Origin of the sequence: Treponema bryantii (genome assembly GCF_036492245.1) — a bacterium.
Classification (GTDB): domain Bacteria; phylum Spirochaetota; class Spirochaetia; order Treponematales; family Treponemataceae; genus Treponema_D; species Treponema_D bryantii_C.
The window spans coordinates 176,907-201,653 of sequence record NZ_AP025286.1 but is presented as its reverse complement, the minus strand read 5'-3'; the positions used below and the strand labels follow the sequence as shown (position 1 = coordinate 201,653).

The 24,747-nt window shown below is 37.6% G+C and carries 36 protein-coding genes and 1 pseudogene; 3 read left to right on the top strand and 34 right to left on the bottom strand.

Going from position 1 to position 24,747, the window contains the following annotated elements; all coding sequences use genetic code 11:
* Nucleotides 1–104: 104 nt before the first annotated feature.
* The 10 genes from AABJ44_RS01045 to AABJ44_RS01000 form a co-directional block, all read right to left on the bottom strand.
* Complete coding sequence (locus AABJ44_RS01045) at nucleotides 105–1,643, bottom strand: alpha-amylase family glycosyl hydrolase (protein WP_338370090.1); 1,539 nt, start codon at nucleotides 1,641–1,643, stop codon at nucleotides 105–107.
* 272 nt (nucleotides 1,644–1,915) lie between these two features.
* The gene (locus tag AABJ44_RS01040) at nucleotides 1,916–2,749 is read right to left on the bottom strand and encodes an MBL fold metallo-hydrolase (RefSeq protein ID WP_338370089.1); all 834 of its coding nucleotides are present in this window, start codon (nucleotides 2,747–2,749) and stop codon (nucleotides 1,916–1,918) included.
* A 16-nt stretch (nucleotides 2,750–2,765) separates the two neighbouring features.
* Entirely contained in the window at nucleotides 2,766–3,149 is a 384-nt protein-coding gene (locus AABJ44_RS01035) for a VOC family protein (protein ID WP_338370088.1), read from the bottom strand.
* 3 nt (nucleotides 3,150–3,152) lie between these two features.
* Complete coding sequence (locus tag AABJ44_RS01030) at nucleotides 3,153–3,692, bottom strand: DUF1697 domain-containing protein (protein WP_338370087.1); 540 nt, start codon at nucleotides 3,690–3,692, stop codon at nucleotides 3,153–3,155.
* Between the two features lie 163 nt (nucleotides 3,693–3,855).
* Nucleotides 3,856–4,317, bottom strand: a complete 462-nt coding sequence (locus AABJ44_RS01025) for a GNAT family N-acetyltransferase (protein ID WP_338370086.1) — start codon at nucleotides 4,315–4,317, stop codon at nucleotides 3,856–3,858.
* 8 nt (nucleotides 4,318–4,325) lie between these two features.
* Nucleotides 4,326–5,213, bottom strand: a complete 888-nt coding sequence (locus AABJ44_RS01020; RefSeq protein WP_338370085.1) for a class I SAM-dependent methyltransferase — start codon at nucleotides 5,211–5,213, stop codon at nucleotides 4,326–4,328.
* Between the two features lie 10 nt (nucleotides 5,214–5,223).
* Nucleotides 5,224–5,739 (bottom strand): GNAT family N-acetyltransferase, encoded by a 516-nt coding sequence (locus AABJ44_RS01015; protein ID WP_338370084.1) that lies wholly within the window; start codon nucleotides 5,737–5,739, stop codon nucleotides 5,224–5,226.
* Between the two features lie 16 nt (nucleotides 5,740–5,755).
* The gene (locus AABJ44_RS01010; protein ID WP_338370083.1) at nucleotides 5,756–6,226 is read right to left on the bottom strand and encodes an ASCH domain-containing protein; all 471 of its coding nucleotides are present in this window, start codon (nucleotides 6,224–6,226) and stop codon (nucleotides 5,756–5,758) included.
* Between the two features lie 127 nt (nucleotides 6,227–6,353).
* Nucleotides 6,354–6,674 carry a hypothetical protein gene (locus AABJ44_RS01005; protein WP_338370082.1) on the bottom strand — a complete coding sequence of 107 codons (321 nt, stop codon included), beginning with the start codon at nucleotides 6,672–6,674 and terminating at the stop codon, nucleotides 6,354–6,356.
* A 364-nt stretch (nucleotides 6,675–7,038) separates the two neighbouring features.
* Nucleotides 7,039–8,217 (bottom strand): endo-1,4-beta-xylanase, encoded by a 1,179-nt coding sequence (locus tag AABJ44_RS01000; protein ID WP_338370081.1) that lies wholly within the window; start codon nucleotides 8,215–8,217, stop codon nucleotides 7,039–7,041.
* Between the two features lie 59 nt (nucleotides 8,218–8,276).
* Between AABJ44_RS01000 and AABJ44_RS00995 the strand changes: the two genes are divergently transcribed.
* Entirely contained in the window at nucleotides 8,277–8,624 is a 348-nt protein-coding gene (locus AABJ44_RS00995; RefSeq protein WP_338371302.1) for a DUF5680 domain-containing protein, read from the top strand.
* On the opposite strand, the gene AABJ44_RS00990 is transcribed toward AABJ44_RS00995, so the two are convergent.
* The 15 genes and pseudogenes from AABJ44_RS00990 to AABJ44_RS00920 all read right to left on the bottom strand — a co-directional run bounded on the left by AABJ44_RS00990 (nucleotide 8,625) and on the right by AABJ44_RS00920 (nucleotide 18,823).
* On the bottom strand, nucleotides 8,625–9,026 hold the full coding sequence (locus AABJ44_RS00990; protein WP_338370080.1) for a GNAT family N-acetyltransferase: 402 nt from the start codon (nucleotides 9,024–9,026) through the stop codon (nucleotides 8,625–8,627). It lies immediately after the preceding gene.
* Nucleotides 9,027–9,054: 28 nt separating this feature from the next.
* The gene (locus AABJ44_RS00985; protein ID WP_338370079.1) at nucleotides 9,055–9,990 is read right to left on the bottom strand and encodes a serine hydrolase domain-containing protein; all 936 of its coding nucleotides are present in this window, start codon (nucleotides 9,988–9,990) and stop codon (nucleotides 9,055–9,057) included.
* Nucleotides 9,991–10,014: 24 nt separating this feature from the next.
* Nucleotides 10,015–12,387: an excinuclease ABC subunit UvrA gene (locus tag AABJ44_RS00980; RefSeq protein ID WP_338370078.1), complete on the bottom strand. Its 2,373-nt coding sequence runs from the start codon at nucleotides 12,385–12,387 to the stop codon at nucleotides 10,015–10,017.
* A gap of 20 nt (nucleotides 12,388–12,407) precedes the next feature.
* Complete coding sequence (locus tag AABJ44_RS00975; protein ID WP_338370077.1) at nucleotides 12,408–12,596, bottom strand: hypothetical protein; 189 nt, start codon at nucleotides 12,594–12,596, stop codon at nucleotides 12,408–12,410.
* A 3-nt stretch (nucleotides 12,597–12,599) separates the two neighbouring features.
* Complete coding sequence (locus tag AABJ44_RS00970; protein WP_338370076.1) at nucleotides 12,600–13,043, bottom strand: C-GCAxxG-C-C family protein; 444 nt, start codon at nucleotides 13,041–13,043, stop codon at nucleotides 12,600–12,602.
* A 29-nt stretch (nucleotides 13,044–13,072) separates the two neighbouring features.
* Nucleotides 13,073–14,074, bottom strand: a complete 1,002-nt coding sequence (locus AABJ44_RS00965; protein ID WP_074641732.1) for a permease — start codon at nucleotides 14,072–14,074, stop codon at nucleotides 13,073–13,075.
* Nucleotides 14,075–14,078: 4 nt separating this feature from the next.
* Nucleotides 14,079–14,396 (bottom strand): ArsR/SmtB family transcription factor, encoded by a 318-nt coding sequence (locus AABJ44_RS00960; protein ID WP_338370075.1) that lies wholly within the window; start codon nucleotides 14,394–14,396, stop codon nucleotides 14,079–14,081.
* Between the two features lie 85 nt (nucleotides 14,397–14,481).
* Nucleotides 14,482–15,168 carry a zinc dependent phospholipase C family protein gene (locus AABJ44_RS00955; RefSeq protein WP_338370074.1) on the bottom strand — a complete coding sequence of 229 codons (687 nt, stop codon included), beginning with the start codon at nucleotides 15,166–15,168 and terminating at the stop codon, nucleotides 14,482–14,484.
* A gap of 28 nt (nucleotides 15,169–15,196) precedes the next feature.
* Complete coding sequence (locus AABJ44_RS00950; protein ID WP_338370072.1) at nucleotides 15,197–15,889, bottom strand: MBL fold metallo-hydrolase; 693 nt, start codon at nucleotides 15,887–15,889, stop codon at nucleotides 15,197–15,199.
* Nucleotides 15,890–15,927: 38 nt separating this feature from the next.
* Complete coding sequence (locus AABJ44_RS00945; RefSeq protein ID WP_338370071.1) at nucleotides 15,928–16,908, bottom strand: phosphotransferase family protein; 981 nt, start codon at nucleotides 16,906–16,908, stop codon at nucleotides 15,928–15,930.
* Nucleotides 16,909–16,960: 52 nt separating this feature from the next.
* Entirely contained in the window at nucleotides 16,961–17,449 is a 489-nt protein-coding gene (locus AABJ44_RS00940; protein ID WP_338370069.1) for a CDP-alcohol phosphatidyltransferase family protein, read from the bottom strand.
* 2 nt (nucleotides 17,450–17,451) lie between these two features.
* Nucleotides 17,452–17,880: a GNAT family N-acetyltransferase gene (locus AABJ44_RS00935; protein ID WP_338370067.1), complete on the bottom strand. Its 429-nt coding sequence runs from the start codon at nucleotides 17,878–17,880 to the stop codon at nucleotides 17,452–17,454.
* Between the two features lie 4 nt (nucleotides 17,881–17,884).
* The gene (locus AABJ44_RS00930; protein ID WP_338370065.1) at nucleotides 17,885–18,214 is read right to left on the bottom strand and encodes a GNAT family N-acetyltransferase; all 330 of its coding nucleotides are present in this window, start codon (nucleotides 18,212–18,214) and stop codon (nucleotides 17,885–17,887) included.
* Nucleotides 18,192–18,611 (bottom strand): annotated as a pseudogene (locus AABJ44_RS00925) (GNAT family N-acetyltransferase); the annotation flags it as partial. The pseudogene AABJ44_RS00925 and the gene AABJ44_RS00930, both read right to left, overlap by 23 nt.
* A 56-nt stretch (nucleotides 18,612–18,667) precedes the next feature.
* Nucleotides 18,668–18,823, bottom strand: a complete 156-nt coding sequence (locus AABJ44_RS00920) for a hypothetical protein (protein ID WP_338370063.1) — start codon at nucleotides 18,821–18,823, stop codon at nucleotides 18,668–18,670.
* Between the two features lie 83 nt (nucleotides 18,824–18,906).
* Between AABJ44_RS00920 and AABJ44_RS00915 the strand changes: the two genes are divergently transcribed.
* Both AABJ44_RS00915 and AABJ44_RS00910 read left to right on the top strand, forming a co-directional pair.
* Nucleotides 18,907–19,170: a type II toxin-antitoxin system Phd/YefM family antitoxin gene (locus tag AABJ44_RS00915; protein ID WP_074641748.1), complete on the top strand. Its 264-nt coding sequence runs from the start codon at nucleotides 18,907–18,909 to the stop codon at nucleotides 19,168–19,170.
* Nucleotides 19,170–19,478 carry a type II toxin-antitoxin system RelE/ParE family toxin gene (locus AABJ44_RS00910; protein WP_074641750.1) on the top strand — a complete coding sequence of 103 codons (309 nt, stop codon included), beginning with the start codon at nucleotides 19,170–19,172 and terminating at the stop codon, nucleotides 19,476–19,478. The genes AABJ44_RS00915 and AABJ44_RS00910 overlap by 1 nt, the downstream gene beginning before the upstream one ends.
* Before the next feature lie 5 nt (nucleotides 19,479–19,483).
* Here AABJ44_RS00910 and AABJ44_RS00905 read toward each other — a convergent pair whose 3' ends face one another.
* The 9 genes from AABJ44_RS00905 to AABJ44_RS00865 form a co-directional block, all read right to left on the bottom strand.
* Nucleotides 19,484–20,032 (bottom strand): isochorismatase family protein, encoded by a 549-nt coding sequence (locus AABJ44_RS00905; RefSeq protein WP_338370060.1) that lies wholly within the window; start codon nucleotides 20,030–20,032, stop codon nucleotides 19,484–19,486.
* 23 nt (nucleotides 20,033–20,055) lie between these two features.
* Nucleotides 20,056–20,370 carry a TfoX/Sxy family protein gene (locus AABJ44_RS00900; RefSeq protein ID WP_338370059.1) on the bottom strand — a complete coding sequence of 105 codons (315 nt, stop codon included), beginning with the start codon at nucleotides 20,368–20,370 and terminating at the stop codon, nucleotides 20,056–20,058.
* Nucleotides 20,371–20,396: 26 nt separating this feature from the next.
* Nucleotides 20,397–20,801 (bottom strand): NAD(P)H-dependent oxidoreductase, encoded by a 405-nt coding sequence (locus AABJ44_RS00895; RefSeq protein WP_338370057.1) that lies wholly within the window; start codon nucleotides 20,799–20,801, stop codon nucleotides 20,397–20,399.
* 8 nt (nucleotides 20,802–20,809) lie between these two features.
* Nucleotides 20,810–21,187 carry a VOC family protein gene (locus tag AABJ44_RS00890; RefSeq protein WP_074641760.1) on the bottom strand — a complete coding sequence of 126 codons (378 nt, stop codon included), beginning with the start codon at nucleotides 21,185–21,187 and terminating at the stop codon, nucleotides 20,810–20,812.
* Nucleotides 21,188–21,206: 19 nt separating this feature from the next.
* Nucleotides 21,207–21,974, bottom strand: a complete 768-nt coding sequence (locus AABJ44_RS00885) for a class I SAM-dependent methyltransferase (RefSeq protein ID WP_338370054.1) — start codon at nucleotides 21,972–21,974, stop codon at nucleotides 21,207–21,209.
* Between the two features lie 15 nt (nucleotides 21,975–21,989).
* Entirely contained in the window at nucleotides 21,990–22,547 is a 558-nt protein-coding gene (locus tag AABJ44_RS00880; protein ID WP_338370052.1) for a response regulator transcription factor, read from the bottom strand.
* Between the two features lie 13 nt (nucleotides 22,548–22,560).
* A complete protein-coding gene (locus AABJ44_RS00875) occupies nucleotides 22,561–23,535 on the bottom strand; it encodes a hypothetical protein (RefSeq protein WP_338370050.1) in 975 nt (324 codons plus the stop codon).
* 122 nt (nucleotides 23,536–23,657) lie between these two features.
* Complete coding sequence (locus AABJ44_RS00870; RefSeq protein ID WP_338370048.1) at nucleotides 23,658–24,128, bottom strand: GNAT family N-acetyltransferase; 471 nt, start codon at nucleotides 24,126–24,128, stop codon at nucleotides 23,658–23,660.
* A 64-nt stretch (nucleotides 24,129–24,192) separates the two neighbouring features.
* Complete coding sequence (locus AABJ44_RS00865) at nucleotides 24,193–24,480, bottom strand: helix-turn-helix domain-containing protein (protein ID WP_338370047.1); 288 nt, start codon at nucleotides 24,478–24,480, stop codon at nucleotides 24,193–24,195.
* Between the last annotated feature and the right edge of the window lie 267 nt (nucleotides 24,481–24,747).

The following is a 24,747-nucleotide window of genomic DNA, read 5'->3' as shown; positions in this document are numbered from 1 at the left end:
TCCATAAAAAACTCACGGACCTTAGACAGCTCTTCTGCTCTTCCGCATTTCATTGAAATATGGTGGATTCCTTTAATCATTTTTGCCTCTTGTTTCCATTTGTATTACGCCAAATTTATTATCACTGCAGTTCCACCTTCAACTTTGTAGCATCCATTCTTATATTCTGCGCCTTTTCCTGTAATATGCAAAACTTGGCCCTCTTTCATTTTTACCTCACATTTCTTTTGCGAAGGATTGATGATAACCATACAGGCTTTTCCATCAGCAGCAATTCGTTTATAAACAAGCGGATATCCAGTTTCAATAAACTCAATTTCACCAAGATTTTGAAGTGCCGGAGTCTGCATTCTTAATTTGATTAAAGCCTTTACTTCATGCCACAAAGATGATTTATCTGCTATCTGCTGTTTTACAGTAGGGCGATCCGGAGCCGGATCTTGAGGAATGTAGAGCTTCTTTTTGTCGGCAGAACTAAAACCTGCATTTTTAGAAGAATCCCATTGCATTGGAGAACGTGCACCGGTCCGGCCATAGCCTCCTTCTTTTGAAACAAGCCCTTCAACATAACGCATTCCAATTTCATCACCATAGTAAATAAAAGGAGCGCCGGGCATAGTCAAAAGAAAAGCAAAAGCAATTTTCATTTCTTGAGGATTTAAACTTCTTGCAAGACGGTCCATATCGTGATTTCCCGATGGAATACAGATTAAACCTTTTCGTTCAGATTTTTCGTAATTCTCCAGATATTTTTTTACAAACTCTTTTACATCACCTTTTCCACGACTGGAAAAATACGGCTCCCGGCAGCGGAATAAATCATTGTAGTGAGAAGGTCCAAAATGAAGCAGAAAATCCATGTGAAAACCACCCTGCAAAGATTTATCGGGTTCACCCCACTCACTAACCATTGCTGCAGATGGAAATTCCTTATCAAGAAATGCGCGTACATTTTTCCATAAACGAATAGTACCTTTTCCATCTTCATCATTTTTAACAAGCGAGCCTGCCATATCAACTCTAAAACCATCAGCACCAAGGTTCAGCCAGAAACGCATAACATCTTTCATTGCTTCAAGAGTTGCCTGAGGCCCCGGATCATCAAAACTTTGCTGCCAGCTTTCGCTTGGTTTATAAAATCCATAATTTAATGCAGGCTGATGAGAAAAAAAGTTTACAACGCAGGAACCATCTCTGTCAGAAATGCCGCGAAGAGAGCCATAACCGCTTGGTTCTTTCCAGATTGAATCAGTCCAGATGTAACGGTCAGTAAATTCATTTTTCTGGGCTTTCATTGATTCTTTGAACCATTTGTGTTCTACGGAAGTATGGCCTGGAACTAAATCCAAAAGCACATGCATGTTGCGCTTATGTGCTTCCTTAAAAAGTTTTTCCAAATCAGCATTTGTTCCGTAACGTGGAGCCGCTTTTTTATAATCACTAACATCATAACCGGCATCGCCAAAAGGAGAATCAAAACAAGGATTCATCCAGATTGCAGTACAACCAAGCTCTTTAATGTAATCAAGCTTAGAAATAATTCCATTAAAATCGCCGATTCCATCTCCATTAGAATCCATAAAACTCTGCGGATAAATTTCGTAAAAAACTGCAGTATTAAGCCATTCCGGTTGTTTTGTCATTTTATTTCCTCTTTTTTGCTTCTGGTATTTTCTTGCGGGCAGATTTTATTGTAACATCAGATTTGCTGAAGTTCTATATAATATTCTATTTATAAATAGAATCTAACTCTAGTTCTTTATTGAACTTTATGGCAGAATTATCTTAGGGTTTTTAAAGCGAATATAAAATGTTTATTTTGGATTTCCATGCGTTTTCATATATTCACGCGCAAACGCATAAATCTCCATAATTCGTGTAAAGTCTTGTTCTGTTGATTTTCTGATCTTCATTTTTATACCTCAACCTCATCCCCAGAGTGAACATAACTCAACTGGTCGCCCATGCTTTCTTTCATCTGATTGAAAAACGGGAGTCCGGTGCAGTGGCAGGTTGCAAAGTGAGCCTTGTATGCTCTGAGACGATCTGCGATTTCTGTAACTTCTGCGGTATCGGCTTCAGAGAACTCGGTTCGCTTCATAAGATGGAAACCACCAATTACGAGATCTGGGAGTGAGGCCGGGCCAAACTTTCGTTCAAGCGTTTCCATCACATTCAGAATGCCGTTGTGCGCACAGCCACAGAAAAGGATTTTCTTTCCGCCCGCTATCAAAAGCAGATTCTGTTCGTGGTGGAATTCATCCTGGATATACTGACCATCGCACAGCTCTCGAAGACGCTTGTTTGTAGAAGGAAGCGGAAAGGCACGATTATCAACAGTGAAAACCTGAAGCTCGTCATCAATTTTTGTATCACCTTTCAAAAGCTGAACCTGAGGCAGCGAGAGAATCTTTTTATCAATCCCGATATAGCGGAAACCCTGCTCTTCTCCATCGAAGGCATAATATTCACCGCCGGCATTATGCTGCATGTAAATCTTTGCCCGTGGGTTCAACTCCACAAACGGCAGGATTCCGCCCGAATGATCATAATGACCGTGACTCAAAATCACTGTATCAACAGCAGTCAAATCTACGCCAAGCATCCGGGCATTACGAATCACTACCTCGCTAGGACTTGAGTCAAAGAGAAACTTATGATTTTCAGTTTCAACATAAAACGAAAGACCGTGTGCAGCTTCGCAGCCTCTATCACCCACTTCATTTTCTACAAGATTTAATATTCGCATCATCAATTCCTAATCTTTATTCTGTAAACTCAATCTGGTTACCTTCAATAGCCACGATACAGCTTTCGTAATAACCATCACCAGTTGTTCGTGGACCGCTGATAACTTCATAACCGTCAGACTTTAGTTTTGCTGTCAGAGAATCAACCTTTTCTTTACTGCCCAGGCTAAATGCCACATGGGCATATCCCGTCCGATTCAAGTGTTTTTCATTATCAGTCATTTCAGGTTTGTGCATCAACTCAAGCCTTGCACCGTCTTCAAAAGAAATAAAATATGAACGAAAATCAGTTTTAGGATTATGATAACCAGCATTCGAAGTTCCATTCAGATAGTTCACAAAAAAGTCTCTGGCTTTTTCTAGCTCGTTTACATAAAGGGCAATATGCTCAATTTTCATTTCTTACATCTCCGCAATTTTCTTCAGAGTATTCGCTGTCCTGATTGTGATCATTTCTCCAATTCCAGCGGCAGCAGTCTTTTTCCACCAATTTGCCTTTGCATATTGTTTTCTGTCAAATGACCAGAATGCAGCATTCCCGCAGATTTCAACCGTTTCCAGTTCTGCAGTAGGCTCTCCAATTTTTTCAACAACCGTTTCAATCCGATGCGGTGAAATCGTAAAAATCAGATTGTCGTAAATGTCTTTGCTGTCAGTTCCCCACCAGGTCGGAGCTTTGGTCAGCAGTGTTTTAAGTTCACTTTGGGCGATTACAAAAACAGGAATATCGAGAGAAAACTTTTCTTGAATCAGAGTTTTGATTTTATCAGTCAGAACGATTGTGTCAGCCTCATCATCTGAAAAAATAATATTTCCGCTATTGAGATAAGTAGAAACTTCTGAAAAGCCCTTCTCTATCAAAGCAGTTTTCAGTTCAGACATTGAGATTTTATTCTTTCCGCTGATATTTATTCCTCGAAGCAGTGCAATGTATCTAGTCATTTTCCTATTATTCATACTTTATTATAAACTTTTTATCACGCAATTTAACTTTTCGCGTAATTCCGAAATGTTGCTGATATTCTTTTCAAAAGGTACATGAATAAAAAGAAATTTACAACTTAATTATTTCAAAATTTTCACAATTGCTTTTCATATATCCCTCTTAAGAGTTCCTCTGCATACTGAAGTGATAAACTTTTACAGAGCTGTCCATCTCTTCATTATCAATCTTAAAACCACATTTCTTGGTATAAAAGTTTACATTCTTTTCTTTATCGATTGGAGTGATTAACTCGATCTTTTTCCAGTCATTGTATTGAGTCTTCATAAACTCAATTAATTGATGACCTATGCCCTTACGCTGGAACTCGGGAATCACACAGAGGCAGCCGATATAATAAACTCCATCTCCTTCATCTTTTACCGAAATAACGCCAATCGGTGTCGAATCATGATACGCAATATATTTTGAAATTTCGATGATTGATTTTTTCATTTCTTCAACCGAGCGGCCATACGCTGGACACACTCCATAGCGAACACAATCTTCATAAAATGCATCGTTGTAAATTTTTATGAGGATTTCTGCATCTTCGGGAATTGCTTTTCTGATTTGTAAATCCATCACTAATCTCACTTACTTACATAACCAAAACAGAAAGTCATGGCAGCAGCATAAACCAGATTCAACTCGTCGCGGTTTCTGAAGATTTCGTTCAGTTTGATTTCTTTTTCAAGATATTTGGTTGCTTCTTCTTCCGAAAATCCGAGTTCCATAAACCAATTTATTTTCTTTGATTTTTGTTCATCGCTAAGTTCCTCTCCAAAACCATCAGATTGTAATGAGGTGTAAATAGAATCCTGATCTTGATTTTTTTCATCTGCGAGAATAATCCGAACGCTGTCACTGATGCGGGCCTGAATATTTTTGATATTATTCCGTGCCATGATGACAGGCATTTTCATTCCGATATTTCCATCTGTTTTTGTTTTTTCATGAATGCGTTCAAACAGGATTTGCAGAAAACCAAGGTCTGTGATTTTACTCTTTTTAATGCCATCGATATAAAGAAGGGCGTTTACCGCATTCCAGTTTGATTCGCAGGTAATAATCATACCGTCATTTTTTGTGATGCGTTTCATTTCTGCCAGCACAGCATCGGGCTCAGGAATGTGCATCAGAACGCTATTACAAATTGCGATGTCAAAAGTATCATCTTTTTCTGGAACGTTGTTTGCTGATGAAAGAATAAACTTATGATTAAACGGGAGTTCCTTAAAAATCTCTTTTCCTTTATTGATTAGTTCTTCAGAAATATCAACTCCAGTGTAGGAACTACCGTTCGGTAGCAATGACATCAGCGCTAGCCCAAGATATCCGTAACCACAGCCAAAATCTATCACATCAACTTTCTTCGTAATCTTCCAGACCTTTTCAATAAGAAACTGAAGATAGTCAATATTCAGATAAAGAGAGCGTGTCAGTTTTAAATAATCAAACTTATCATCCCAGTTTTCCATTCTAAGCCGCCTATAATGTTTTCATATAAAGAACTTCGTCTTCAACAACTTTTCCCATTACAGTCTTAGTAAAAGATTTTACATAGGTCATACCATTTCGTTCGGCAACATGGCGGGACGGAAGATTGTCGGACTTCATGTAGGAAATAATCTGTTTGATTCCCCTACTCTTTGCAAAATCTGAACAGGCACGGGCAGCTTCGGTAGCATAACCGTTGCCGCGAAATTCTTTTCTAAGATGATAACCAATCTCGGGGAACAAATCATCTCCAATCTGCTGCATGGTGATTCCACAGTCGCCGATGAATTCGTCTGATTCTTTTTCAATTACAGCCCAGAGTCCAAAGCCATATTTTTTGTAATTGTCGATATTCCATTTAATCCAGTTCTCAACTTCTTCCCTGGAAAAAGGATGCGGATAAAATCTCATTGACTGTGGATCCGAAAGCACAAGTGCAAGCTTTTCTGTATCATCCAAAGTGAGTTCGCGTAATTTTAGACGTTCTGTTTCGATTATGTAATTCATTATTCTTCCCGTTAAGCTACAGTTCAACATATACAACTTTGAACTCTTCAAAGACAACTTCTATGTCTTCAGAAAATTTCCAGCCAAGACTTTTATATTCTTCTTCGAAAAAAGACTTATGAACTTCCCGCCAGTATTTCAAAGTTTTATCACCTTCACCTTCGATATATGCGTCTTCTTCAGTAATTTGACTGAATTTTTTGATTGTTGATTTTACTGTCTGCAATACGCAACATTCAGACTCATCAAAATTTGTTAGTATCCAGTAATCCCCAGGTTTTGAAAAATCTTCATTATAGTACTCACAAATTTTTACACTTGCTGTAGTTGCCCGTTTTATTCCTTGAATTACTAAATTATAAAGATTATCTGTCTGTACTTTTTCATCACAAAAATGATCTACTATCGGAAAGGCTTTTTCTGTCTTTGCGGGGTCTTCGCCAAGAGACTTCAAATAATTATTCCAAACTTGATTAGGTGTACTCATAACTTTTTTCCTCTTAGTCTACCATGTAGACCAGCATTAGAGTTATTATATCATATAATCATAGTTTTAATACTCTGAATATATGGCTGGGAAGCAGAAATCGCCTGCTCAATAATTCCTGTTATAATTAAAATTTATACCAGGTCAAAAATATCTTATGTTTGATTCCGAACTTCTCAGGATATTTTTCTTCGAGCATTGCGCGGTGTTCTTTATCAAACTGAAGCAGCTGTTCTTCGTTCATACTTGCCATAACTCCACGGCTAGCAAGCATTCGACCGTGCCAGGACGGATTAATTTTCTTTACCAGTGCATTGCTGTCCTGCGTTACCGGCTCTTCTTTCATATCCAAGTGAGTATAGTTTTTCAAAAAGTGAAGTCGGATAAATATCTCTGTAGAGTCCGTAATATTCAGCGGTTTTTCCGGTGTTGAAAAAGTATTCTTCAAGTGACGCTCCTTCGCGATAACAGTAACCGTTGTCGCACAAAAGCATTCCTTTGGCGTATTCAAAAAGGGAGATGGAAACTGTAACCCCTCCGCCATCCGCATCAATAACTTCCACCAGTTTCCCGTTGGCACTCGGAATCACATCCGCTACAGAAGCGCCGTTTTTCGCAAGATATCTTACAAACTCCGCTTCTGCAAGATAATCATTTTCAGTCCTGTCACCAGTCGCAGAAATCCGCAGTATAAACTTTTTCTCGCCATCCTTACTGTAAACAAAAATCCGATTGCGACCGCCCTCGTGACCTTCAAGTTCACGGCAGTCGTAATCCTGAAGAGAAAATAATTTTATAGCCTGTTCAAGTAATTACATTGTTAAATCCTTTGATTTATATTTCATCTTTTCCCGACTTGCATTTTCAAAGCACCTTGAAAAAGCCTTAATATACTTCATAGTAAATGGTTTCAAATCACAGTTGGAATCAACCAGCGAAGTTTCTTCCTCATGCAGCCAGGAAACAATATCATTCAGTCCCCAGGTGGTGAAAACTTCAATACCATGCTTCTGCGCAACTTCCGCAAAATTATTAAAAATCGATTGCTGAATTTCTTTTGTGCTGTGATTGCTTACATCAAACTCTGTAACCTGAAGTTCCACCCCAAAACGTGAACATTGTTCGAACATTTCTTCCATAAAAGTCCGGTCTTCGTCTTTCGAACCCCAGAAATGACACTGCATTCCAAAGCCGTCAATCAACTTCAGGTCATGTTCCTTTTCATACTGTTTGATATTCTCTATCACAGTTTTGAAAATGATTTGTTTTTCTCTGTTGCCTTCATTATTATCATTATAAAGCAGTTTAATCTTGTCGCCAAAAATCTCTCTTGCCATGCGGAAAAGCTCAATGTAATAATGCTTTCCCATCAGTTTATACCATTCGTCGATTCGCACACCCTCATCATCAAAATCATAAAGGGGCTGACCTTCTTCCTTGAGAGCTCTGATTTCAGCCGGATCTGCGGCAATCTCATTAATCAGTTCCATGCTGTAGGCATCTGGATAACGTTCTTTTAAGCACTGTATATAGGTTTTGATGAATTTAAATGTCAACCGTTTTTTGTCCTCTGCGCTTCGATTTTCCAGATAATCGGTTAACTGTTTTGGAGTATGCCTGTACCATACAATTGTGTGAATCTTGATGCTCAGCTTGTTTTCTCGGGCAAAAGCGTAAACCTTGTCGGCATAGGAAAAGTTGAAGAGTCTGGTATTAACTTCATCGTCAATAAAGGCCGGCTCGTTTTGATTGAAGTAGATTTCCATCTTCATTTCGTTCTCGGGCGTTACACTGTCAATGTAGTGGTCAAGAAAGTTAATGATTTTTTGCATGCGGGTGTAATCCAGCTGACGGTAATAGCAGACTTCAGGCGGATTTTCTACAGCCAGATATTTATCTCTGTTTTCTGCAAAATTATTTTCATTACTATTTTTCCAGATTTTGATGAGGTCAACCGTCAAATAGCTGATAGCACTTCCGAACTTTTTCATACTTTTTTTCCTTCTGATTTTTCTGATGTTGAGCTCCAATAATCTAAGCATAAAGGGTAATTTGTTTATTTTCAATTGTAATTATTGGATTTGTAGAACATTATCTTGGTGGAAAAGACTTCGCTGGTGAAGAAGCTATCTGGCGCAACGGTACCCCGCTCTGGTCCATGAATTACTACGGCCGTGTAACAGGCGAGCCCTTCTCTGGAGATTTTCTAAAGGCGGCACTTTTTGAAGTTCCGGCTGATAAGCCATACCGTGGTGGTCCGGACATTTTCCGGCAGGGCGACTACACCTACCACTGCCAGACCAACGGCGACTTTACCTGGTTCCAGGGCTACGAAGATATCTTCTATCTGGATACCAGGATTTACGAATTACATTTCCATGGCGGAATTATTGTTTAATTATAAATCTTTAATCAAATGAAACTTCTTATTTCCATCAGGAATGTTGTTCAGTTCACCAATAATTTTGTAGCCGTGCTTTTTGTAAAACTCAGGAGCCTGCCAGGTCATGGTATCAACATGAACAGAATGGCAGCCTCTCTTTTTGGCTTCTGATTCTGCAGCTTCAAGCAGTTTTGATCCAAGGCCCTGTTTACGATATTTTTCATCAACCCAAAGAATATCGATATGCATCCAGCCCCAGTATGTACCGCCAAGGATTCCGGCAATTACCTTTTTGTTTTCATCATATTCAACGATATTCAGAAGAACATGATTATCCGGTCCAACCTTTTCATCATTGAACTTTCCCAGCGCGTCATCTACAAATTTGATTTCTTCTTCACTTGGATTAAAATTCATTTCCTATAAATCCATCCTCTCATTTATATTACTTCAAAGCTTTTAAGATTACATCTGTAATAATCGGAGTATAGAATTTCGATCTGGGTGAATCCTGTGCCTGCAACACAACAACCATATCATGCTCAGGATAAACATGCAGTTCCTGACCACCACGACCTAGTCCCCTGTAGCCGCTGCCGTCCTCATTGATCCACCAGTAATAACCATAATTTTCAATATGTGAGCTTGTAGCTTCATCTACATATTCAGCCGTAATAATCTGAGCGTTGTTTAACTTTCCATGATTCAAATAAAGAAGACCAAACTTCGCAAGGTCGATTGCAGATAGCTCAATGCAGATACTGGACGGCGTCATAATAAAAGGGTCACAGTCAATTCCAGCATACGGAAACATATATTCATTTAATATATCGTATACCGTTTTCCCGGTTAATCTTTCAATACAGGCATTCAACAAATAAATATCTGTCACCTTATATTTAAAGACTGTATTCGGTGTATCCACAATATTCAAATCCGCAATTGCTTGCAGCCAGTCTTTTGAACGTTTTAACTGCTCACGCATCGGGTCATTCAAGTGAGGTCCATTTCTCCAATAAAATCCGGATGTCATTGTCAGTAATGTTTTTAAGGTAATCAATTTATGAAATACATTTGCCTCATCATTAAAATACTCCGGCAAAATCTGAGTAACTGGAATATTGAGGCTTTCAATCAAATTATTTTTAAGACATATTCCTATGGCTGTCGATGTGACACTTTTTTCTATTGAATGTAATGCATGCTTTGTTTCTCTATTACATTTTTCACCGTACCATTCATACACTATTTTTTGATTTTTTATTATAAGAACACTTCTCATCAATCGATATTTGCGGGCTTGTATGAAATCATCAATTGAATAAATAAGATTCTCATCCAATCCGTTTTCCAACAATTTGCCTTCTGGCAGTTCAAACATATTTACCTGTACTCCATTACTTTTTTACTTTAGATATCCGCCAATAATAGAATTTGAATTCTCTTTTAATGATTTCGGAGTTCCTTCCGCAATTAAATAACCGCCTTCATTTCCGCCTTTGGGTCCCAGCTCAAAAAGATAATCACAGCAGGATAAAACATCGATATCATGCTCCGTAATAATAACTGTATTACCGGCATAACAAATTTCTCTCAACAAATAAATAAGATGTTCAGAGTCTTTCAGTGATAAACCGACAGTAGGTTCATCCAATATATAGATATTATCTTTATTTCTGCTTTTTCCTAATTCTTTTGCTAATTTAATTCTCTGGGCTTCTCCTCCAGATATAGTGGTTGTCTTTTGTCCCAGTTTGATATATCCCATACCAACTTTATCAAGTAAATATAAAATCTGATATATTTTTGGAACATCCTTAAAAAATCCACATGCTTCATTTACGGTCATCTCAAGCACTTCGGCAATACTTTTATTATGGTAATTAACATCAAGCACTTCTTCTATGTACCCGGTTCCATTGCATTGATCACAGATCATATTAATATTACCAAACCCGACATTATAAACCAGAAATCCCTGACCATCGCAAGTTTGACAACCGCCTTCAGCATTTAAACTGAAAAAGCTCATATCAAACCCAAAATCTTTTGCGTCCTCTGTCTCGGCAAATAATTTTCGAATGACATCAAAGACACCGGTATATGTAGCAATATTGGATGTTTTGGTTCGTCCGATTGGTTGTTGATTGATTACATAACACTTATTGATATATTCCGTTCCTTGAATCTCTACATCATCAAGTTCTTTTGGATAGTCATAAATATCTTCATCCTCATTCTGTACGATACGATTTCGAATAAGCATTTTCAATTTAGGAACAAGTGTATGTGCTATCAAGCTTGATTTTCCGCTGCCTGAAACACCCGCAATGCCAACCAGTTTATATAACGGAATCGACAATGATACGTTCTTTAAGTTGTGAATTTTTGCACCAGATATACTAAGTTTCTCTTCGTGATGTAATGTAGGGGCATTTTTCGTTTGATGCTTATAATTTTCAATAAAATAATTTCTATCCTTCAAATATTTAGCTACAACTGAATTTTTGCAATTTAAAAAATCTTTATATTCGCCCTGGAAAATCAATTCGCCGCCTTCGGTTCCGGCTCCAGGTCCAATTTCAACGATATAATCCGCAATCGAAATGATACTTTGATCATGCTCTACCACAATAACTGTATTTCCCGCAGACACAATATTTTTCAAAACCTCAATAAGTTTTTCCTTCTCTCGCTCATGCAAGCCTATTGATGGTTCATCAAATATAAATGTCAAGGAATCAAAATCAGACATAATGAATGCACTGATACAAAGTCTCTGCAGTTCTCCTCCCGATAAAGTCGGAATCGGTCTGGACATTGACAAATGGCCAAGTCCCAGCATAACCAGATATTGAATTCTTAATCTGATTGCATTCACAATCTTTTTGTTCTTATCCTCTTCAACGCTTAATAAAAATTTTTCCAACTCAGTCAAAGACATATTACTTACTTCTGCAAATGTTCTATCCTGCAATCTGGTATGCGACGCAATCTGATTTAATCCAACGCCATTACATCGTGGACATATTATCTTTTTCCCATATTCGTCCGTTATAATTTCTATTTGACGCTGACTTATTAAATTATATTTTGAAGCATTCATAATTAAAGGCATAATGCCCGGAAAATTTTCCTTTCGGTCACCGTACTTTAATTTTTGCAATTGCTCATCTGTTAGCTCACCGAGTGTTTGCGAAAGAAATAGTCCATTTTGTTCCAGAAAAGTCCTGTACTTTTTCTGTGATTTGCCTCTATCCAAAAAGCCGAATAATAACGCGTTTAATTTAGCATTTCTGTCTTCAAATATTTTTTCTTCATCAAATACCTTTTTTTCGCCTGTACCCAGACAATGCAGGCACATACCATTGGGTGAATTCTTCTGAAACATATCTACGGACAATGGTTTTCCGTCAGCATATTCAGGATCTGTAATTCCACTTACTGAAAACAAAGAAGCCAGAGCATTTGTTAATCTTGTTTTAGTTCCAACCGTACTTAAGGGATTGCTTTGCCTGATGATTCGTTGTTCCACTCCAATTGTCGGAGACAAACCTTCGATGCGTTCAAAATCATTGCTTGTCTCTAACGAAAACTGAGACTCGGTTATGGATAAATATTTCCTCTTTCCTTCTTCATATAAAACATCAAATGCAAAACTGGATTTTCCGCTTCCAGAAACACCGGTAATCGCCGTTAATTTTCCTTTAGGAATACAAATATCGATGTTTTTGAGATTATGTTTCTTAACTCCAAATGCCTTTATATAGTTTCCCATGCCACCGTTCTCTCTGCTGCCTATTTCACAGCATTACCCGCATAATATATTCCCGTATATTCTTTGATTACATTTAGCTGCTTTTGTATTATATCATTTTTCATTGAGTCCCCAAAGAAGGCCCCCATAGTTTTTGCAGCTTCTTCGGGATTCACCAGTTCATCGTATAAGTCTGAATAATTTTGATAGACCTGGAACAGGTTTGACATATTTTATTCCTGTGAGGCAATAATTTCCTCAACTATCTCAACAGCGACAGCAAGCATTTTCGGGCAGAACTCGGTGAACAGATTATTGTCTAAACAATATTTATGACCTTCTGCTGAAGTTATATCACAACCCAATAAATCATTACAGATATAAGAGCCGCATTTTTCTTTGAAGCGATCCATCATCAAATCATTTACTTTAATTGAAACAAGGCGGCCTTCTGCGTCATCAACTTTGGACTCGCCATACAGCAGACCTAGAACAATCAATGCTCCGGTAACAGCACCGCAAACTTCACCCTTGCGCATACCGCCACCAAAACAGCTGCCAAGCTTCAGAGCCTGTGCTTCTGTTATTCCACATTCTTCTGTAAAAGCCGCAATTACCGACTGAGAGCAATGCATCTTCTGTGAAAAATAATTCAATGCCTTTTCTTTGTGATTCATCTTCTTTCTCCTTTATATTAACAATTTCTTTAATTCAAAAACAACGTCTGAAAAACGTTGAAGAAATATCCGACAAGAATAATTCCTGTCACACAGATTGAAACAAAAACTACCAGCAGCTTTGTTTTAATCACTTTCTTCAACATAATCAGTGAAGGCAAACTCAATGTTGTTACGGCCATCATAAAGCTAAGCACAACTCCTAAGAGCGCACCCTTTGCCAGCAGGCTTTCAGAAATTGAAATACATCCAAAAATATCTGAATACATTGGAATGCCGGCAAACACCGCAAGAATTACTCCAAGCGGATTTTTCACGCCAAGTGTATTGATAATCCAATTCTCAGGAATCCAGTTGTGAATTACAGCGCCCACAGCAACACTCAAAAGAATATAAGGGAAAACTTTTTTAAGAGTATCAGTAACAGAATGCATTGATGACACGAGCCTCTGTTTCTGAGTTGTTTTTGCTTTTGAACATGAACAGCAGCATTTTACAGGAGTAAGAAACATTTCAATCTGATCTTCCATATGAAGATGCTCGATTATAGTTCCACCTGCAATTGCAACAACAAGACCAAGTACAACATAAGCAATCGCAATCTTCCAGCCAAAGATACTGGTCAAAAGAATTAGCGAAGCAAAATCAACCATTGGGGAAGAAATCAAAAAACTGAAAGTTACTCCAAGAGGAAGCCCCGCTGTAGTGAATCCCATAAAAAGCGGAATTGAAGAGCAGGAACAAAAAGATGTTACAGTTCCTAGAAGAGCCGCAATCACGCGTGCAGGAAAGCCTTTACAGCGAGAAAGGATTTTCTTACTTCGTTCCGGTGGAAAAAACGACTGAATATATGAGATTATAAAAATCAGCACAAAAAGCAGAAGGGTGATTTTAATCACATCATAAAGGAAAAAGTGAACGCTTCCACCAATGCGGCTTTCTATATCAAGACCAAAAGCTGTAAGCATTTTTCCTGTAAGAGTTTTTAGCCACAGCATTCCAAGAATCTGATTCTGAATAAAAGTTCCCATATAACTAGTCCTTGCAGCAGCACTGGCCGGCAGTTTTTTTCTTTGATGAAGTTTTACAGGTAAACTCAGAAACAGCATTTTTGAAATTTGAGAAGGTTTCGTTGTTTATCGAATAATATGTCCACTTCCCTTCTTTTCTCGAATTCACAAGATTGCAGTCAGTTAAAATTTTCATGTGATGGGAAAGTGTTGGCTGAGTGATATTAAACGCATCTAAAATTTTACAGGCACACAATTCGCCACCTGTCAGCATTTTTATAATTTGAACACGATTTTCATCACCCAGAGCTTTGCAGATAACAGCGATTTCTGATTCTTTCATAGCCTTCCTCATATAGATAATTATCTATATATAAAAACATTATATTATACATAGATGATTGTCAATATGAATTTTGATTAAACTTTCACATCGCATCGTTTACAAGATTGTTCTCTATTATGATTCTTTTGATTTTCTCAACTGTATTTTGAACAAAAGCTTCTGCCTGTTCCGGAGTCAGATATTTATACTCGCGCTCAAGCTCGCCTCTTTCATCATTTCGATAAAACCAGCAGATATATTGCCTTCTGTTTTCAAAGGCGTCTTTTGCAAAAATAGACATGAACTCATTATCAAAATTTACTGCATGTTCATAAATTGAAAAGCCACGGAAATCTGGATGTTGTTTTAAGTATAAGAAATCAATATCGTACCAGTCTTTCTTTGCCGTCCACACAAGCTTATATTCATCTTCAGCTGCTTCTTTCGGATATGCCTGAATTAAAGGAGTATAAACAAACTTAGACCATTCAACATCAGATAATAAATGGACATAATATCCCAGGAAAAAAGAAAACTGCTTTTTGCTATAAGTCTTATTGATTTCTTTATTAAAATACTGGGAACAAAACTCATCTATATTTATAGAGGCATTGTATTTACCGTCATTGAAATGTGAAACTGTTTTTGGAGGAGTAAATTTTGTCCAGTCTTCATTTGGAACTCCGCTATCTGGCGCAATATTTCCCATGACAAATGCGGTTTTCTCAATATCCTTTAACTGATCAAGGAGTTTATCTGCGATTCTTAAATGTACCATCCATGAAGCCATTTTTTAAATTCCTTATATTTTTTTTCTGTTATTTTTCGCACAAGAATCCTGCATAATCAAAATTATACAAAATCACTTCATTTCCAAACACGTTTACAGGTTTTGCATATTCCTGAGCGTTTCCATCCACAATGGATTGAGCTCCTTGAATCAATTTTGGAATCAGATCTTTATGAACAGGGAAAGTTCCGTGCATTGGATAAATCTCGTCGAACAGGTCTTCGTATTTAGAAAGATGCTTAAGGCTTTCAATGTATTGATTGAGATTTCGCGCTGGTCCAAACATAAAGATTTTACCATCCTGAATGCTGTCACCGCTGATGAGAACATGGTTCTTTTTATCGATGACTCCAACACTTCCTGGGGTATGTCCCGGGATATCAATAATCAAAAGCTCCCTGTCCCCAAGATCAATAATATCACCTTCGTGAATCGGAAGAATTTTACCCTGACCATTATTTCCATGAAGATTCTCTTCTTCATTCGGACTCATATAAAATTCACCAAAAGCGCTGTTGCCCGAAATATGATCAGGGTCTGCATGAGTGTTTATCAAAATGAGAGGAAGTTTTGTGAGCCCTTCTGCTATCTGCTTTGCATCAGGGCAGTTCATGCCAGTATCAACTAAAGCTGCTTTCTGATTTCCACAAAGCAGATAAAATCTGACTCCATCGTCTTCAATACGCCAGGTGTTTTCATTAATTTTAATAACTTCTTTCATAATAAAATCTTCCTTTGCAATTTTCTCTTCCGGATTTTTTAAAGAAGCTTAAACGCCATCTCAAACATTTCTTTTGAATCGGTTGCGTTTCTTATATAAGTTGGATTATCCGGTTCGTATCTGACATATTTTTCTACTTCTTCAATGAGTGCAAGATAACAAACTGCAAGTTCATATCTGATTTCTGTTTCTTCAGTCAAAAAGATTTTTTCCTGAGCTGTTTCATTATATGCATCAAGCACATACTTTTTTGTTGAAAGAGGTGCTTTTTGTCCCGGTACGAAGGTTATAAAATCAGCAACCGGGTCGCCCCAGAATCCGCGTTCAGGATCTATCCAGCAAATTTTTTTTGTCGCAGTATTATAAAGAATATTACTGTCCCAGAAATCAAAGTTTACCATTCTGCAAGGGACTGCGCGGAGAATCTTTTCATGTTTATCTATCAAGCTTACAAACTTCTCTCCATCAAGAGTGTCATAACCAAGGGCTTTACAATCATTTACAAGGTTTAGTGCCATTTTTTTTAAGGCTTCATACCATGAAGGTTCAAGCCCAGTCTGAATGTAGCCGAATCCATCGTTTGATATTCTATGGATTTTTGTAAGCATGGAGATTTTCTGTTTTTGAATATCTTCGTAATCCTTTTCTGTAATCCCCGCTTCCCATATAAGCTTTCCTTCCATCAGCTCCATAATGAAACAGTTGCTTTTAATTATTTGTTTAGAAAAATCTGATACATAAACTTTAGGACAGAGAATGTCTGTTTTTTCATGCATCTGTGAATACCAGAAAACTTCTGATTTCATCATGTTGTTTTCATAAGTAAGAACTTTTGCAGACTCAGGTGGAGCTATCTTTAAGGCGTAGCTATTTCCATTATCGCAGGAGACTTTATAAGCAGCATTAAATTCTCCACAGCCTAAAGCAGTTATATCAGTCACATTTCCTATTTTGTGAAATGAAAACAATTCCTTTATCTCTGCTTCTGTAGCATTGTATTTTGTTTTACTGATAATCATAAGATTCTCCTTTTTATAGTTTTATTTTCCATTTTTTAACTTCTCCTAAAACTCAAAATCTATTCATTCTTATAAAATGCCCTTCCTGAATGGCCGCAAAGGTTGCAACCGCGCAAACAGGAATAGCGGTATATTTTAAATCTACAGAACGCACTGTTAGCGGTAATACAAAAAGCAGCAGACCTGTTACCTTATTCATGATTGTATGAAGCATTATAAATCGTTTCTGCATAATATAGCCAGAAACAATATTGATGATTCGGATCAGTGCAATAATTCCAATCCAGACATAAAGCCAGACCGGAATGCTTACAACCGGAATCAGTTTGATCAGGCATACAACAACAAATACGATATCGGCGATAGAATCCAGTCGTGCACCAAACTCACTTGCTTTTCCTGTCCTACGCGCGACAGTTCCATCAATCATATCTGTAATTCCAGCTGCCAGATACAGTGTATAAAACATAGGCGAGAAAATCGGAAAGAAAAGAGTCGCGATGCTGAATAAGATTCTGCTGCCGGTAATTATATTTGCCATTCTTATTTTACAGTCCACTCGGTCCAATCGATGTGGTTATATTTCATAACTTCGTCGGCATGCTTCATTCCAAGTTTTTCGTAAAATGGAATGACATTTTCATTTGCAATCAGATAAACCGCAATGTCTTTTTCGCCGCCGGCAATTTCGTGAGCCTGCTTCATCAGTTTTGTTGCAATTCCCTGACGCTCGTAATTTCTGTCCACGCCAAGGTCGGTAATATAAAGCCAGTAGCAGAAATCTGTAAGTCCGAAAAGCACTCCTACAATAAGCCCTTCATCATTTCTTGCAACCAGACTGATTGAAACATTCTTTACAAGTTTTGGAATGCGGTCATAAAAACGTTCCTTCGGATATTGAGAACCAAGATCCGTGCGCTTTAAGAAATCAATATATTCTTCTGCAGTAAGTCGTTCTTCTTTTATTGTCATAGTTTTATTCATCCTTAAGAATCGAAAAATACATGTGAGATTCGAATGCACCGTCTGGCATTTTGAAATAGTCCCGCAGGGTTCCTTCGTATGTCAGACCGCATTTTTCACTAATAGCCCATCTGTAATAATTCGCGCGCTCATACCCGGAAATATATTTTTCAAGCAGGGCTTTCACTTCCCCGGTAGTTGAATATACAGGTTCGCCATAATTAAGCTGAACCTCAGGATCCGATGCCCAGTTCTTAAAAACAGATTCCACATCTGAGCTTTCAAATTTTCGTAAAACCAATCTTTCTGTATTTATTGTTTCAGTATAACTTTCTTTTAACATAATCTTCTCTAAGCATACCATAAATATTATAATCGCAATAAACAGAAACCATTTTGCCTTGGCGGATTGTCCCCTCTTTTATGAAACCACACCGCTCAAGAACTTTATTTGAAGCAATATTCCTAACATCAGCATTCCCATTTAAACGCTCAATTTCTGTATTTTCAAATATGAACCGTATTACTTCCTTTAAGGCTTCTGTAGTAATTCCCTTATTCCAATATTCAGGATGAATACGATACCCTATATCTCCCATCCTCAAATTCTGGATATTAAATACTTCAATCATGCCTATTACTTTATTGGTTTCTTTCAATACAATTCCCCAATTAAAATCAAGACAAGGTTTTCTTTTTACCCAAGGTCGAGCATCAATAAACATAAGTTCAGGATTTCTCTCATTCTTACTTGCTTTTCGTCCCCAATAGAGGTATAAATCTCATCTCTCCCAAGTCACTCTTTCAAATCCGGTAGATCAGCTTCGTTAAGCACACGAATAATCAATCTGTCCGTTTCAAGAATTGGTTTATCTATTTCGTAATCTTTTAACATAGTATCTCCATTTTCTATTATACCACGATCCTTTGTTTTTATCCTGTAGAAGTGCACCTATAATTATATTTGTTTGCACAACGTGATAAAATAATGATATAATTATGATAATCTAGTTAACTCATTAAAGAGGTGATATCATGACACAGATTCGACCGGTATCTGACTTAAGAAATAAATTCTCTGAAATTGAAACATTGGTAGCAGAGCGACAGGCTCCTGTATTCCTTACAAAAAATGGTTATGGTTCAATGGTTGTTATGAGCCTTGAAATGTATGACAGACTTACTGATAACATTGAATCAAAACTTGATGAAGCTGATTTACAAGCTAAAACTGATTCAACTCGTTATTCGGCAGAAGAAGTATTCTCCTCTCTTAGAAAGCAGATAAAGGCGAGATAATGGAATATACAATTAAATTCATTCCTTTAGCACGACAAGATTTAACCGATATCGTGAACTATATTCTAAATGAATTTCAGAATCCAATTGCTGCAGAAAACACTCTCAATAAAATTGAGAAAGCAATTTATGAACGACTTGAAGATGGCCCTGAATCATTTGCAATCTGGCCTTCAACTAAAAATCGTGAGCATCCATATCGCCGAATAAATGTTGGAAACTATACTGTCTGGTATGTTGTGATTGATAACGTAATGGAAATCCGAAGAATCCAGCCAGCAAGAAGGAATGAAGAACGATTCTTATAGTATTCTTAATTCTGACTCCCTTTTCCAGATTCCTGCAAAAGCTGGATTGCATCTTCCATTGTGATTATCTTTGCGTAGCGCCTTCCCCACATAAATTCGTTGAAATACTTGTAGGCTGTTTCCTTATCAAAATAGGGATTGTCATAGGTTGAGTTTGTGTAGGCGGGAACATAGATATTGAACCCCCTCTCAAATCCACTTTTAATTGTGGCATCCATGCAATAGTCTGTTGAAACTCCGATTGTAATAATATCTTTCTCGCCTTTGGAATTCAGATAATATGTCAGCCCCGTCATGGGATGAAAAGCACTGTTTACATTTTTTTCAAATCGCTTCTCGCCAGCTCTTGGAGCAAATTCTTCATACACTTCATAATTATCTGTAAGCTTATCAAGATCGGTTCCAGGTCCGTCATCATGCTGAACATATGCGACTTCAACATTATTTTCTCTCGCAACAGCAATCAACTTTTTGATATTGTTTTTTACCGTTTCGAATGCATACAAACTTTCGTTAAAACATCCCTTCTGTGTATCTACAACTAATAGTATCATTTGGTTCTCCTAACTTTTTTCTCTCATTTTGCTTTCTTAGTTTTCTTTTCCGGGAGTTCTGCATACATGCCTTCCAGAAGTTCCTGAATCAGACACTTATCATCAAAACTATCAAATACGTGCATCAGAGTTTTTGATTCTTCATACGGGTAACGCAGATCGGAGTCTGCAAGCAGTCTGTCTGAAGTCGGAGTTCTCTTTAAGAAAAGTTCATCACCACAAACGTCACCTATCAGCTTACCATAAAAATATACAAGGAATCCGCCCATCATAGGTTTTATGACAATATCACCTGCTTCAGAAAAATAGTCACGAACATATTCATTAAATTCATTCATCCTGGTTGTCCTCCATCAGTATTTTTTTATGCAAATAAATCTTTTCCAATCTCATAAGCCTTTTTCAGATTCGCATCCCAGTTCTTTTCGCGAAGTGGATTTTCTCTGGATGTGCTGTCAAAGACAATAAAGTCTGCCTGCTTTACGCGATTAAAAAGTCTGTCACCAAGCATCACTTTTTTCATGCTGTCCAGTAGTCCAAACTCTTCAAGGCGTTCAATTGGATTTCCTGCAGTAACTGCCGGCGCAGTCCTGTAATTTGCATCGCGAAGATATTCCTGCTCTGTCATATCTGATTTAAAATCCATTTTGTATAAATCAGAAATAACATACTCATTTCCAGAATCAATAATTTCCTTGATAAATGAGTCGCGCACGTGACTTGTAAAAGATTCCTCAGACGGATGACAGTAAACGATAAATGCTTTCATGATTATTCTTATCGCTCCATATAAAACTCAACCTGCTCTCCAAGCGGGCCGTAGCAGAATGCCATGCGGATTGGGTACACAGGATCAGAAAGAATATCTTTGTTGTTCGGTTCAATAAAAAGGTCGTAGCCGGCAGCCTTCACCTTCGCCGCAATTTCATCAACGTCATCAGTAAGAAGTGCCATATGTCGGATTGCACCAAGACAGTGAGTTCCATCAGCATTTGTAAAGATTTCGAGCAGGCCGTTGCCTGTATCAATCATCATACCCTCTGCCCACTCACGTATGATTTTCAAACCAAGAAGCTCAATATAAAATTCGCGGACTTTGGCTAGCTCTTCTGCTGTTCCGCATTTCATTGAAATATGGTGGATGCCTTTTATCATAAATAACCCCTCCCGATTTTTATTTCTTCGCCAGATACAAAACATAAGTATCTTTGAAGATAATGCAGTTCCCATGAGCAAGGACAGTGTTGCGCAGGCCATCAAAGAATTTTGTATTGTAAGGCTCCGGAATTACAAGATGGTCGCAGTGAGTTTTACTAAAGGCAACATATTCATCTGCGGTGAATCTTCGCACTCCGTAAAAATCACGGCGTTCGAAATTTTTATATCCGTAGTTTGGAGCATTATCGTAATGAAAGCTTCTATGCTGATATTCGTATTCCGGCTTAAAATACTGATCATATACTTTTTGAATATCATCACACAAAGCTTCATTTGTTGAACGGTACTCTGCAGAAACAAGCATCATTGCAAGGGTGCCGCCTTCTTTGAGCAGGCTGTAGGTTTTTGAAAAAGCAATATCTTCAGGGATCCACTGAATGGTTGCTGCCGAATAAATCATATCATATTTTTCTGAACCAAAATCATGAGTAATAAAATCATCATTTACGATATTAAAGTTCGGACGATTGCCATATTTTTCATGCATCTTTGCATAAAGGTATTCACCAAGTTCAATCGCATGATAATCGCAGCCTGTATCCAGAATCGGATCAGTTGCCTGTCCGGTTCCTGGCCCAATCTCAAGAACAGATTTCCCTGGGCCTATTTTTGCATAATCAATTAAAGAATCAAAAAGTTCTTTGCTGTAACGAGGACGATATTTATCAAACTCTTCCGGAATTGTATCAAATATTTTTCGGAATTCCATTTCTTCAGTTGCCAAGATTGTGCTCCTTCTTTATAAATCAGTATAACCATCAGTTCGATATTCCATCAATTCTTTTCTTGAAGAAATTCCGAGTTTTTCGAAGATTGAATTCATATGGCTCTTTACTGTTTCTGTACTGATGAACAATGCCTCTGCAATCTGTGCGTTTGTATAACCTTTAGCAGCAAGACGGGCGACTTCAATTTCGCGGCGGGAAAGAAGAGAGAAATCAAAACTGTTACCAGCAACTGAACTCTCAGAACTTTCATTGTCCTGGGAGTCGGACTTTTCCTCAGTCTTTTTATTTTCAACTATCTGATTTACAATCTGAAAAATAAACTTGTATATTAAACCAATCATCAGCGGACGCAATCGGATTATCAGTTTTATAAGAAAGATAGAAAGTATGGATTCTGTTGAATCTGTTTTTTCCAGAAATCCTGCAAGCATCATCATCTGAATTGCACTTAGAAGAATTCCAGAAACAAGAGAATTCTGCACAAGTCCAGAAAGCCATTCTTTCTTCCGGGTAGTCAGCAAAGTGAGACAGAGTAAAAGCAATGTAACAAGAATAAAGTCTAAAATCATAGGCTCATCCAGTTTATTCTGCTACCTTATTGATTCTTGCTTCTACAACAGTAAGAACAAGATTAAAAACAATCGAATATAAAATCGGAATAAGACTTACTGCAAGATTTGGGTATAACGAGGCTGCATCTTCCAGATTATTGAACATTCCAATCCAGCCGATTATGGTTATCGAAATTCCACCCAACCAATTCAAAGTCATTGTTGTTCTTACAGCATTCAGATAAAGATTCTTTTTTGTCACACTGATTTTTTTATTGCTGAAAAGAGTCTTGCAACCAGCGCACAGCTCTCTGAAATTTCCAGAAATCGCAATTAAAGGAATCCCATAAATAAGGTTCGACAACAACGATGGAAGATCAATCACAGTATCAAAAACAGAACGACTGCTCCAGCTATCCCAGCTAAATCCCTTCATCAATAAAATCTGAAAAACAATAATTCCAATTACAAGGGCAATACCAACAATAACCTTTATTACAGATGATAATTTTATTTTTTCAGGATTTTCGTTTTGTTCATCATCTTCTGCCATGTACAAAATAATTGCTTTTTTTGTTTTTGCTTTGAACATGTAAATAAACATTTCCAAAAGACAAAGATAAACAATAGAAAGAAAAAGTACCGCAGAATTGGGGCCCAAGCTGCTTTTGTCACCTTGATCCCAAACTGTGAATAAAATATAGATAAAATACATAGTAGGAAAAAAGGCTGCGCTGTACAAAAGAATTTTTGAAGCAAGATCCAGAGAGTATTCGGTTTGCTGAAGTTCCTTTAATTCTAAGGCTGCAAATTTTTTCTTTGAAGAAAAGATTCTCAAAAAGGCTTTTCCATACCCCGTAAGAAAAATCAAAATTGCAAAAGTCAGGATAACAGTCAGAAAATCATAAATATCAAGTACGCCTGCAAAGGTTCCTCCACTCACAGCCGTAGCCAAAGCAGATGATAATAAAACTGGAATAAAAGCCAAAAAAAATTCACAAATCATAAAAACTCCTTGTGTAAGCTTAAAGCACTATGCCGGCTCGCTTTAGAACACACCCTAATTTTCGCACTACTATCATCACAAAACAAGGTTGGAAAAGTTGTAATTATGGGGGATTTTTCACCCTACTCCCACTTAAAATTCATTTCTTTACAACGACTGCAGGCATCTTCAAAGCCAAGTTTTTTATAGAGCGGATATCCCATAGGAGCAGCCTTGAGTTCGAGGAAATCAAGATTCTGAGTTTTGCCAAAATCCATAATCTGTTTGATGACATTGCCGGCAATTCCCTGACGTCGTTTTTCAGGAACCGTATAAACATTCATAATATTTCCGGTACGGCCATGAGGAAATCTCGGATTCGCAGGCCTTTCCTGAATCAGCAAAAAAGCAATTGAAATGATACGATTATCTTCCTCCGCTGCAAAAACATAACAATCGCTGTTCAGATGATTTGCTAGATATTCCTTGAGCTGGGCTTGGATAGTCGCTTCCATTTCCGGAATTTGAGGACCAATGTCTTCACGGATAAACTCCATGCGGCATCTTATAATTTCCTCGAGTTCATTCAAATCAGCTTTTTTGTAATTAATCATTTTTTGCCTCTTGTTATATTATAACAGAGATTTCTCACAATACATAATTTTACCGGACAAAAACTCATGCACTCAAAACTTCCCTGCCTTCCTCTTCCTCTATATCAACCTCTACCATAGTAGTAACGACAATCTCATCCATCGGTACTCCAAGAATCTGGGCAAGTACAACCAGGTTATCTATAGTCGGCATGTTTTTACCGGCAAACCAGTTGTATACAGTTTGAACGTATGGAAAGTTTAGGATTAGCTGCAGCTGGCGAGGTGAAATCCCCCGCTGTTTCATAAGTGTTTTGATTTTTGCGCCTGTGGCATCCAGGTCTAATACAGGTCTTAAAAATGTAGTTTTCACGTTGATTACTCCTTTTATTTCGGAGCTCCAACGTTTTTAGGAAGGCTTACGCTAAAACTCCGTTTACAAAAATTGACTTACAATTCGACGAATTGTTTTTATGCCAGCATTTATTCTCATGGTATGAATGTTCAGTACAATGACACTCTGTCCACGAATGTTTGCTATGTTTGAGAAGAGTGGAATTGAAATATTTCATAGCGTTCATCTCTGAACCTCCATTAAGAATCAGCCGGCACAAGCCAACTTTTTGCGTCGTTTCAACGC

Coding starts and splice junctions, on each gene's coding strand:
- AABJ44_RS01045 (WP_338370090.1), bottom strand. CDS start 1,643: ATGACAAAACAACCGGAATGGCTTAATACTGCAGTTTTTTACGAAATT.
- AABJ44_RS01040 (WP_338370089.1), bottom strand. CDS start 2,749: ATGCGAATATTAAATCTTGTAGAAAATGAAGTGGGTGATAGAGGCTGC.
- AABJ44_RS01035 (WP_338370088.1), bottom strand. CDS start 3,149: ATGAAAATTGAGCATATTGCCCTTTATGTAAACGAGCTAGAAAAAGCC.
- AABJ44_RS01030 (WP_338370087.1), bottom strand. CDS start 3,692: ATGACTAGATACATTGCACTGCTTCGAGGAATAAATATCAGCGGAAAG.
- AABJ44_RS01025 (WP_338370086.1), bottom strand. CDS start 4,317: ATGGATTTACAAATCAGAAAAGCAATTCCCGAAGATGCAGAAATCCTC.
- AABJ44_RS01020 (WP_338370085.1), bottom strand. CDS start 5,213: ATGGAAAACTGGGATGATAAGTTTGATTATTTAAAACTGACACGCTCT.
- AABJ44_RS01015 (WP_338370084.1), bottom strand. CDS start 5,739: ATGAATTACATAATCGAAACAGAACGTCTAAAATTACGCGAACTCACT.
- AABJ44_RS01010 (WP_338370083.1), bottom strand. CDS start 6,226: ATGAGTACACCTAATCAAGTTTGGAATAATTATTTGAAGTCTCTTGGC.
- AABJ44_RS01000 (WP_338370081.1), bottom strand. CDS start 8,217: ATGAAAAAGTTCGGAAGTGCTATCAGCTATTTGACGGTTGACCTCATC.
- AABJ44_RS00990 (WP_338370080.1), bottom strand. CDS start 9,026: ATGAATTTTAATCCAAGTGAAGAAGAAATCAAATTTGTAGATGACGCG.
- AABJ44_RS00985 (WP_338370079.1), bottom strand. CDS start 9,990: ATGTTTGAACTGCCAGAAGGCAAATTGTTGGAAAACGGATTGGATGAG.
- AABJ44_RS00980 (WP_338370078.1), bottom strand. CDS start 12,387: ATGGGAAACTATATAAAGGCATTTGGAGTTAAGAAACATAATCTCAAA.
- AABJ44_RS00975 (WP_338370077.1), bottom strand. CDS start 12,596: ATGTCAAACCTGTTCCAGGTCTATCAAAATTATTCAGACTTATACGAT.
- AABJ44_RS00970 (WP_338370076.1), bottom strand. CDS start 13,043: ATGAATCACAAAGAAAAGGCATTGAATTATTTTTCACAGAAGATGCAT.
- AABJ44_RS00965 (WP_074641732.1), bottom strand. CDS start 14,074: ATGGGAACTTTTATTCAGAATCAGATTCTTGGAATGCTGTGGCTAAAA.
- AABJ44_RS00960 (WP_338370075.1), bottom strand. CDS start 14,396: ATGAAAGAATCAGAAATCGCTGTTATCTGCAAAGCTCTGGGTGATGAA.
- AABJ44_RS00955 (WP_338370074.1), bottom strand. CDS start 15,168: ATGGCTTCATGGATGGTACATTTAAGAATCGCAGATAAACTCCTTGAT.
- AABJ44_RS00950 (WP_338370072.1), bottom strand. CDS start 15,889: ATGAAAGAAGTTATTAAAATTAATGAAAACACCTGGCGTATTGAAGAC.
- AABJ44_RS00945 (WP_338370071.1), bottom strand. CDS start 16,908: ATGATTATCAGTAAAACAAAATACAATGCTACAGAAGCAGAGATAAAG.
- AABJ44_RS00940 (WP_338370069.1), bottom strand. CDS start 17,449: ATGGCAAATATAATTACCGGCAGCAGAATCTTATTCAGCATCGCGACT.
- AABJ44_RS00935 (WP_338370067.1), bottom strand. CDS start 17,880: ATGACAATAAAAGAAGAACGACTTACTGCAGAAGAATATATTGATTTC.
- AABJ44_RS00930 (WP_338370065.1), bottom strand. CDS start 18,214: ATGTTAAAAGAAAGTTATACTGAAACAATAAATACAGAAAGATTGGTT.
- AABJ44_RS00915 (WP_074641748.1), top strand. CDS start 18,907: ATGACACAGATTCGACCGGTATCTGACTTAAGAAATAAATTCTCTGAA.
- AABJ44_RS00910 (WP_074641750.1), top strand. CDS start 19,170: ATGGAATATACAATTAAATTCATTCCTTTAGCACGACAAGATTTAACC.
- AABJ44_RS00905 (WP_338370060.1), bottom strand. CDS start 20,032: ATGATACTATTAGTTGTAGATACACAGAAGGGATGTTTTAACGAAAGT.
- AABJ44_RS00900 (WP_338370059.1), bottom strand. CDS start 20,370: ATGAATGAATTTAATGAATATGTTCGTGACTATTTTTCTGAAGCAGGT.
- AABJ44_RS00895 (WP_338370057.1), bottom strand. CDS start 20,801: ATGAAAGCATTTATCGTTTACTGTCATCCGTCTGAGGAATCTTTTACA.
- AABJ44_RS00890 (WP_074641760.1), bottom strand. CDS start 21,187: ATGATAAAAGGCATCCACCATATTTCAATGAAATGCGGAACAGCAGAA.
- AABJ44_RS00880 (WP_338370052.1), bottom strand. CDS start 22,547: ATGATTTTAGACTTTATTCTTGTTACATTGCTTTTACTCTGTCTCACT.
- AABJ44_RS00875 (WP_338370050.1), bottom strand. CDS start 23,535: ATGATTTGTGAATTTTTTTTGGCTTTTATTCCAGTTTTATTATCATCT.
- AABJ44_RS00870 (WP_338370048.1), bottom strand. CDS start 24,128: ATGATTAATTACAAAAAAGCTGATTTGAATGAACTCGAGGAAATTATA.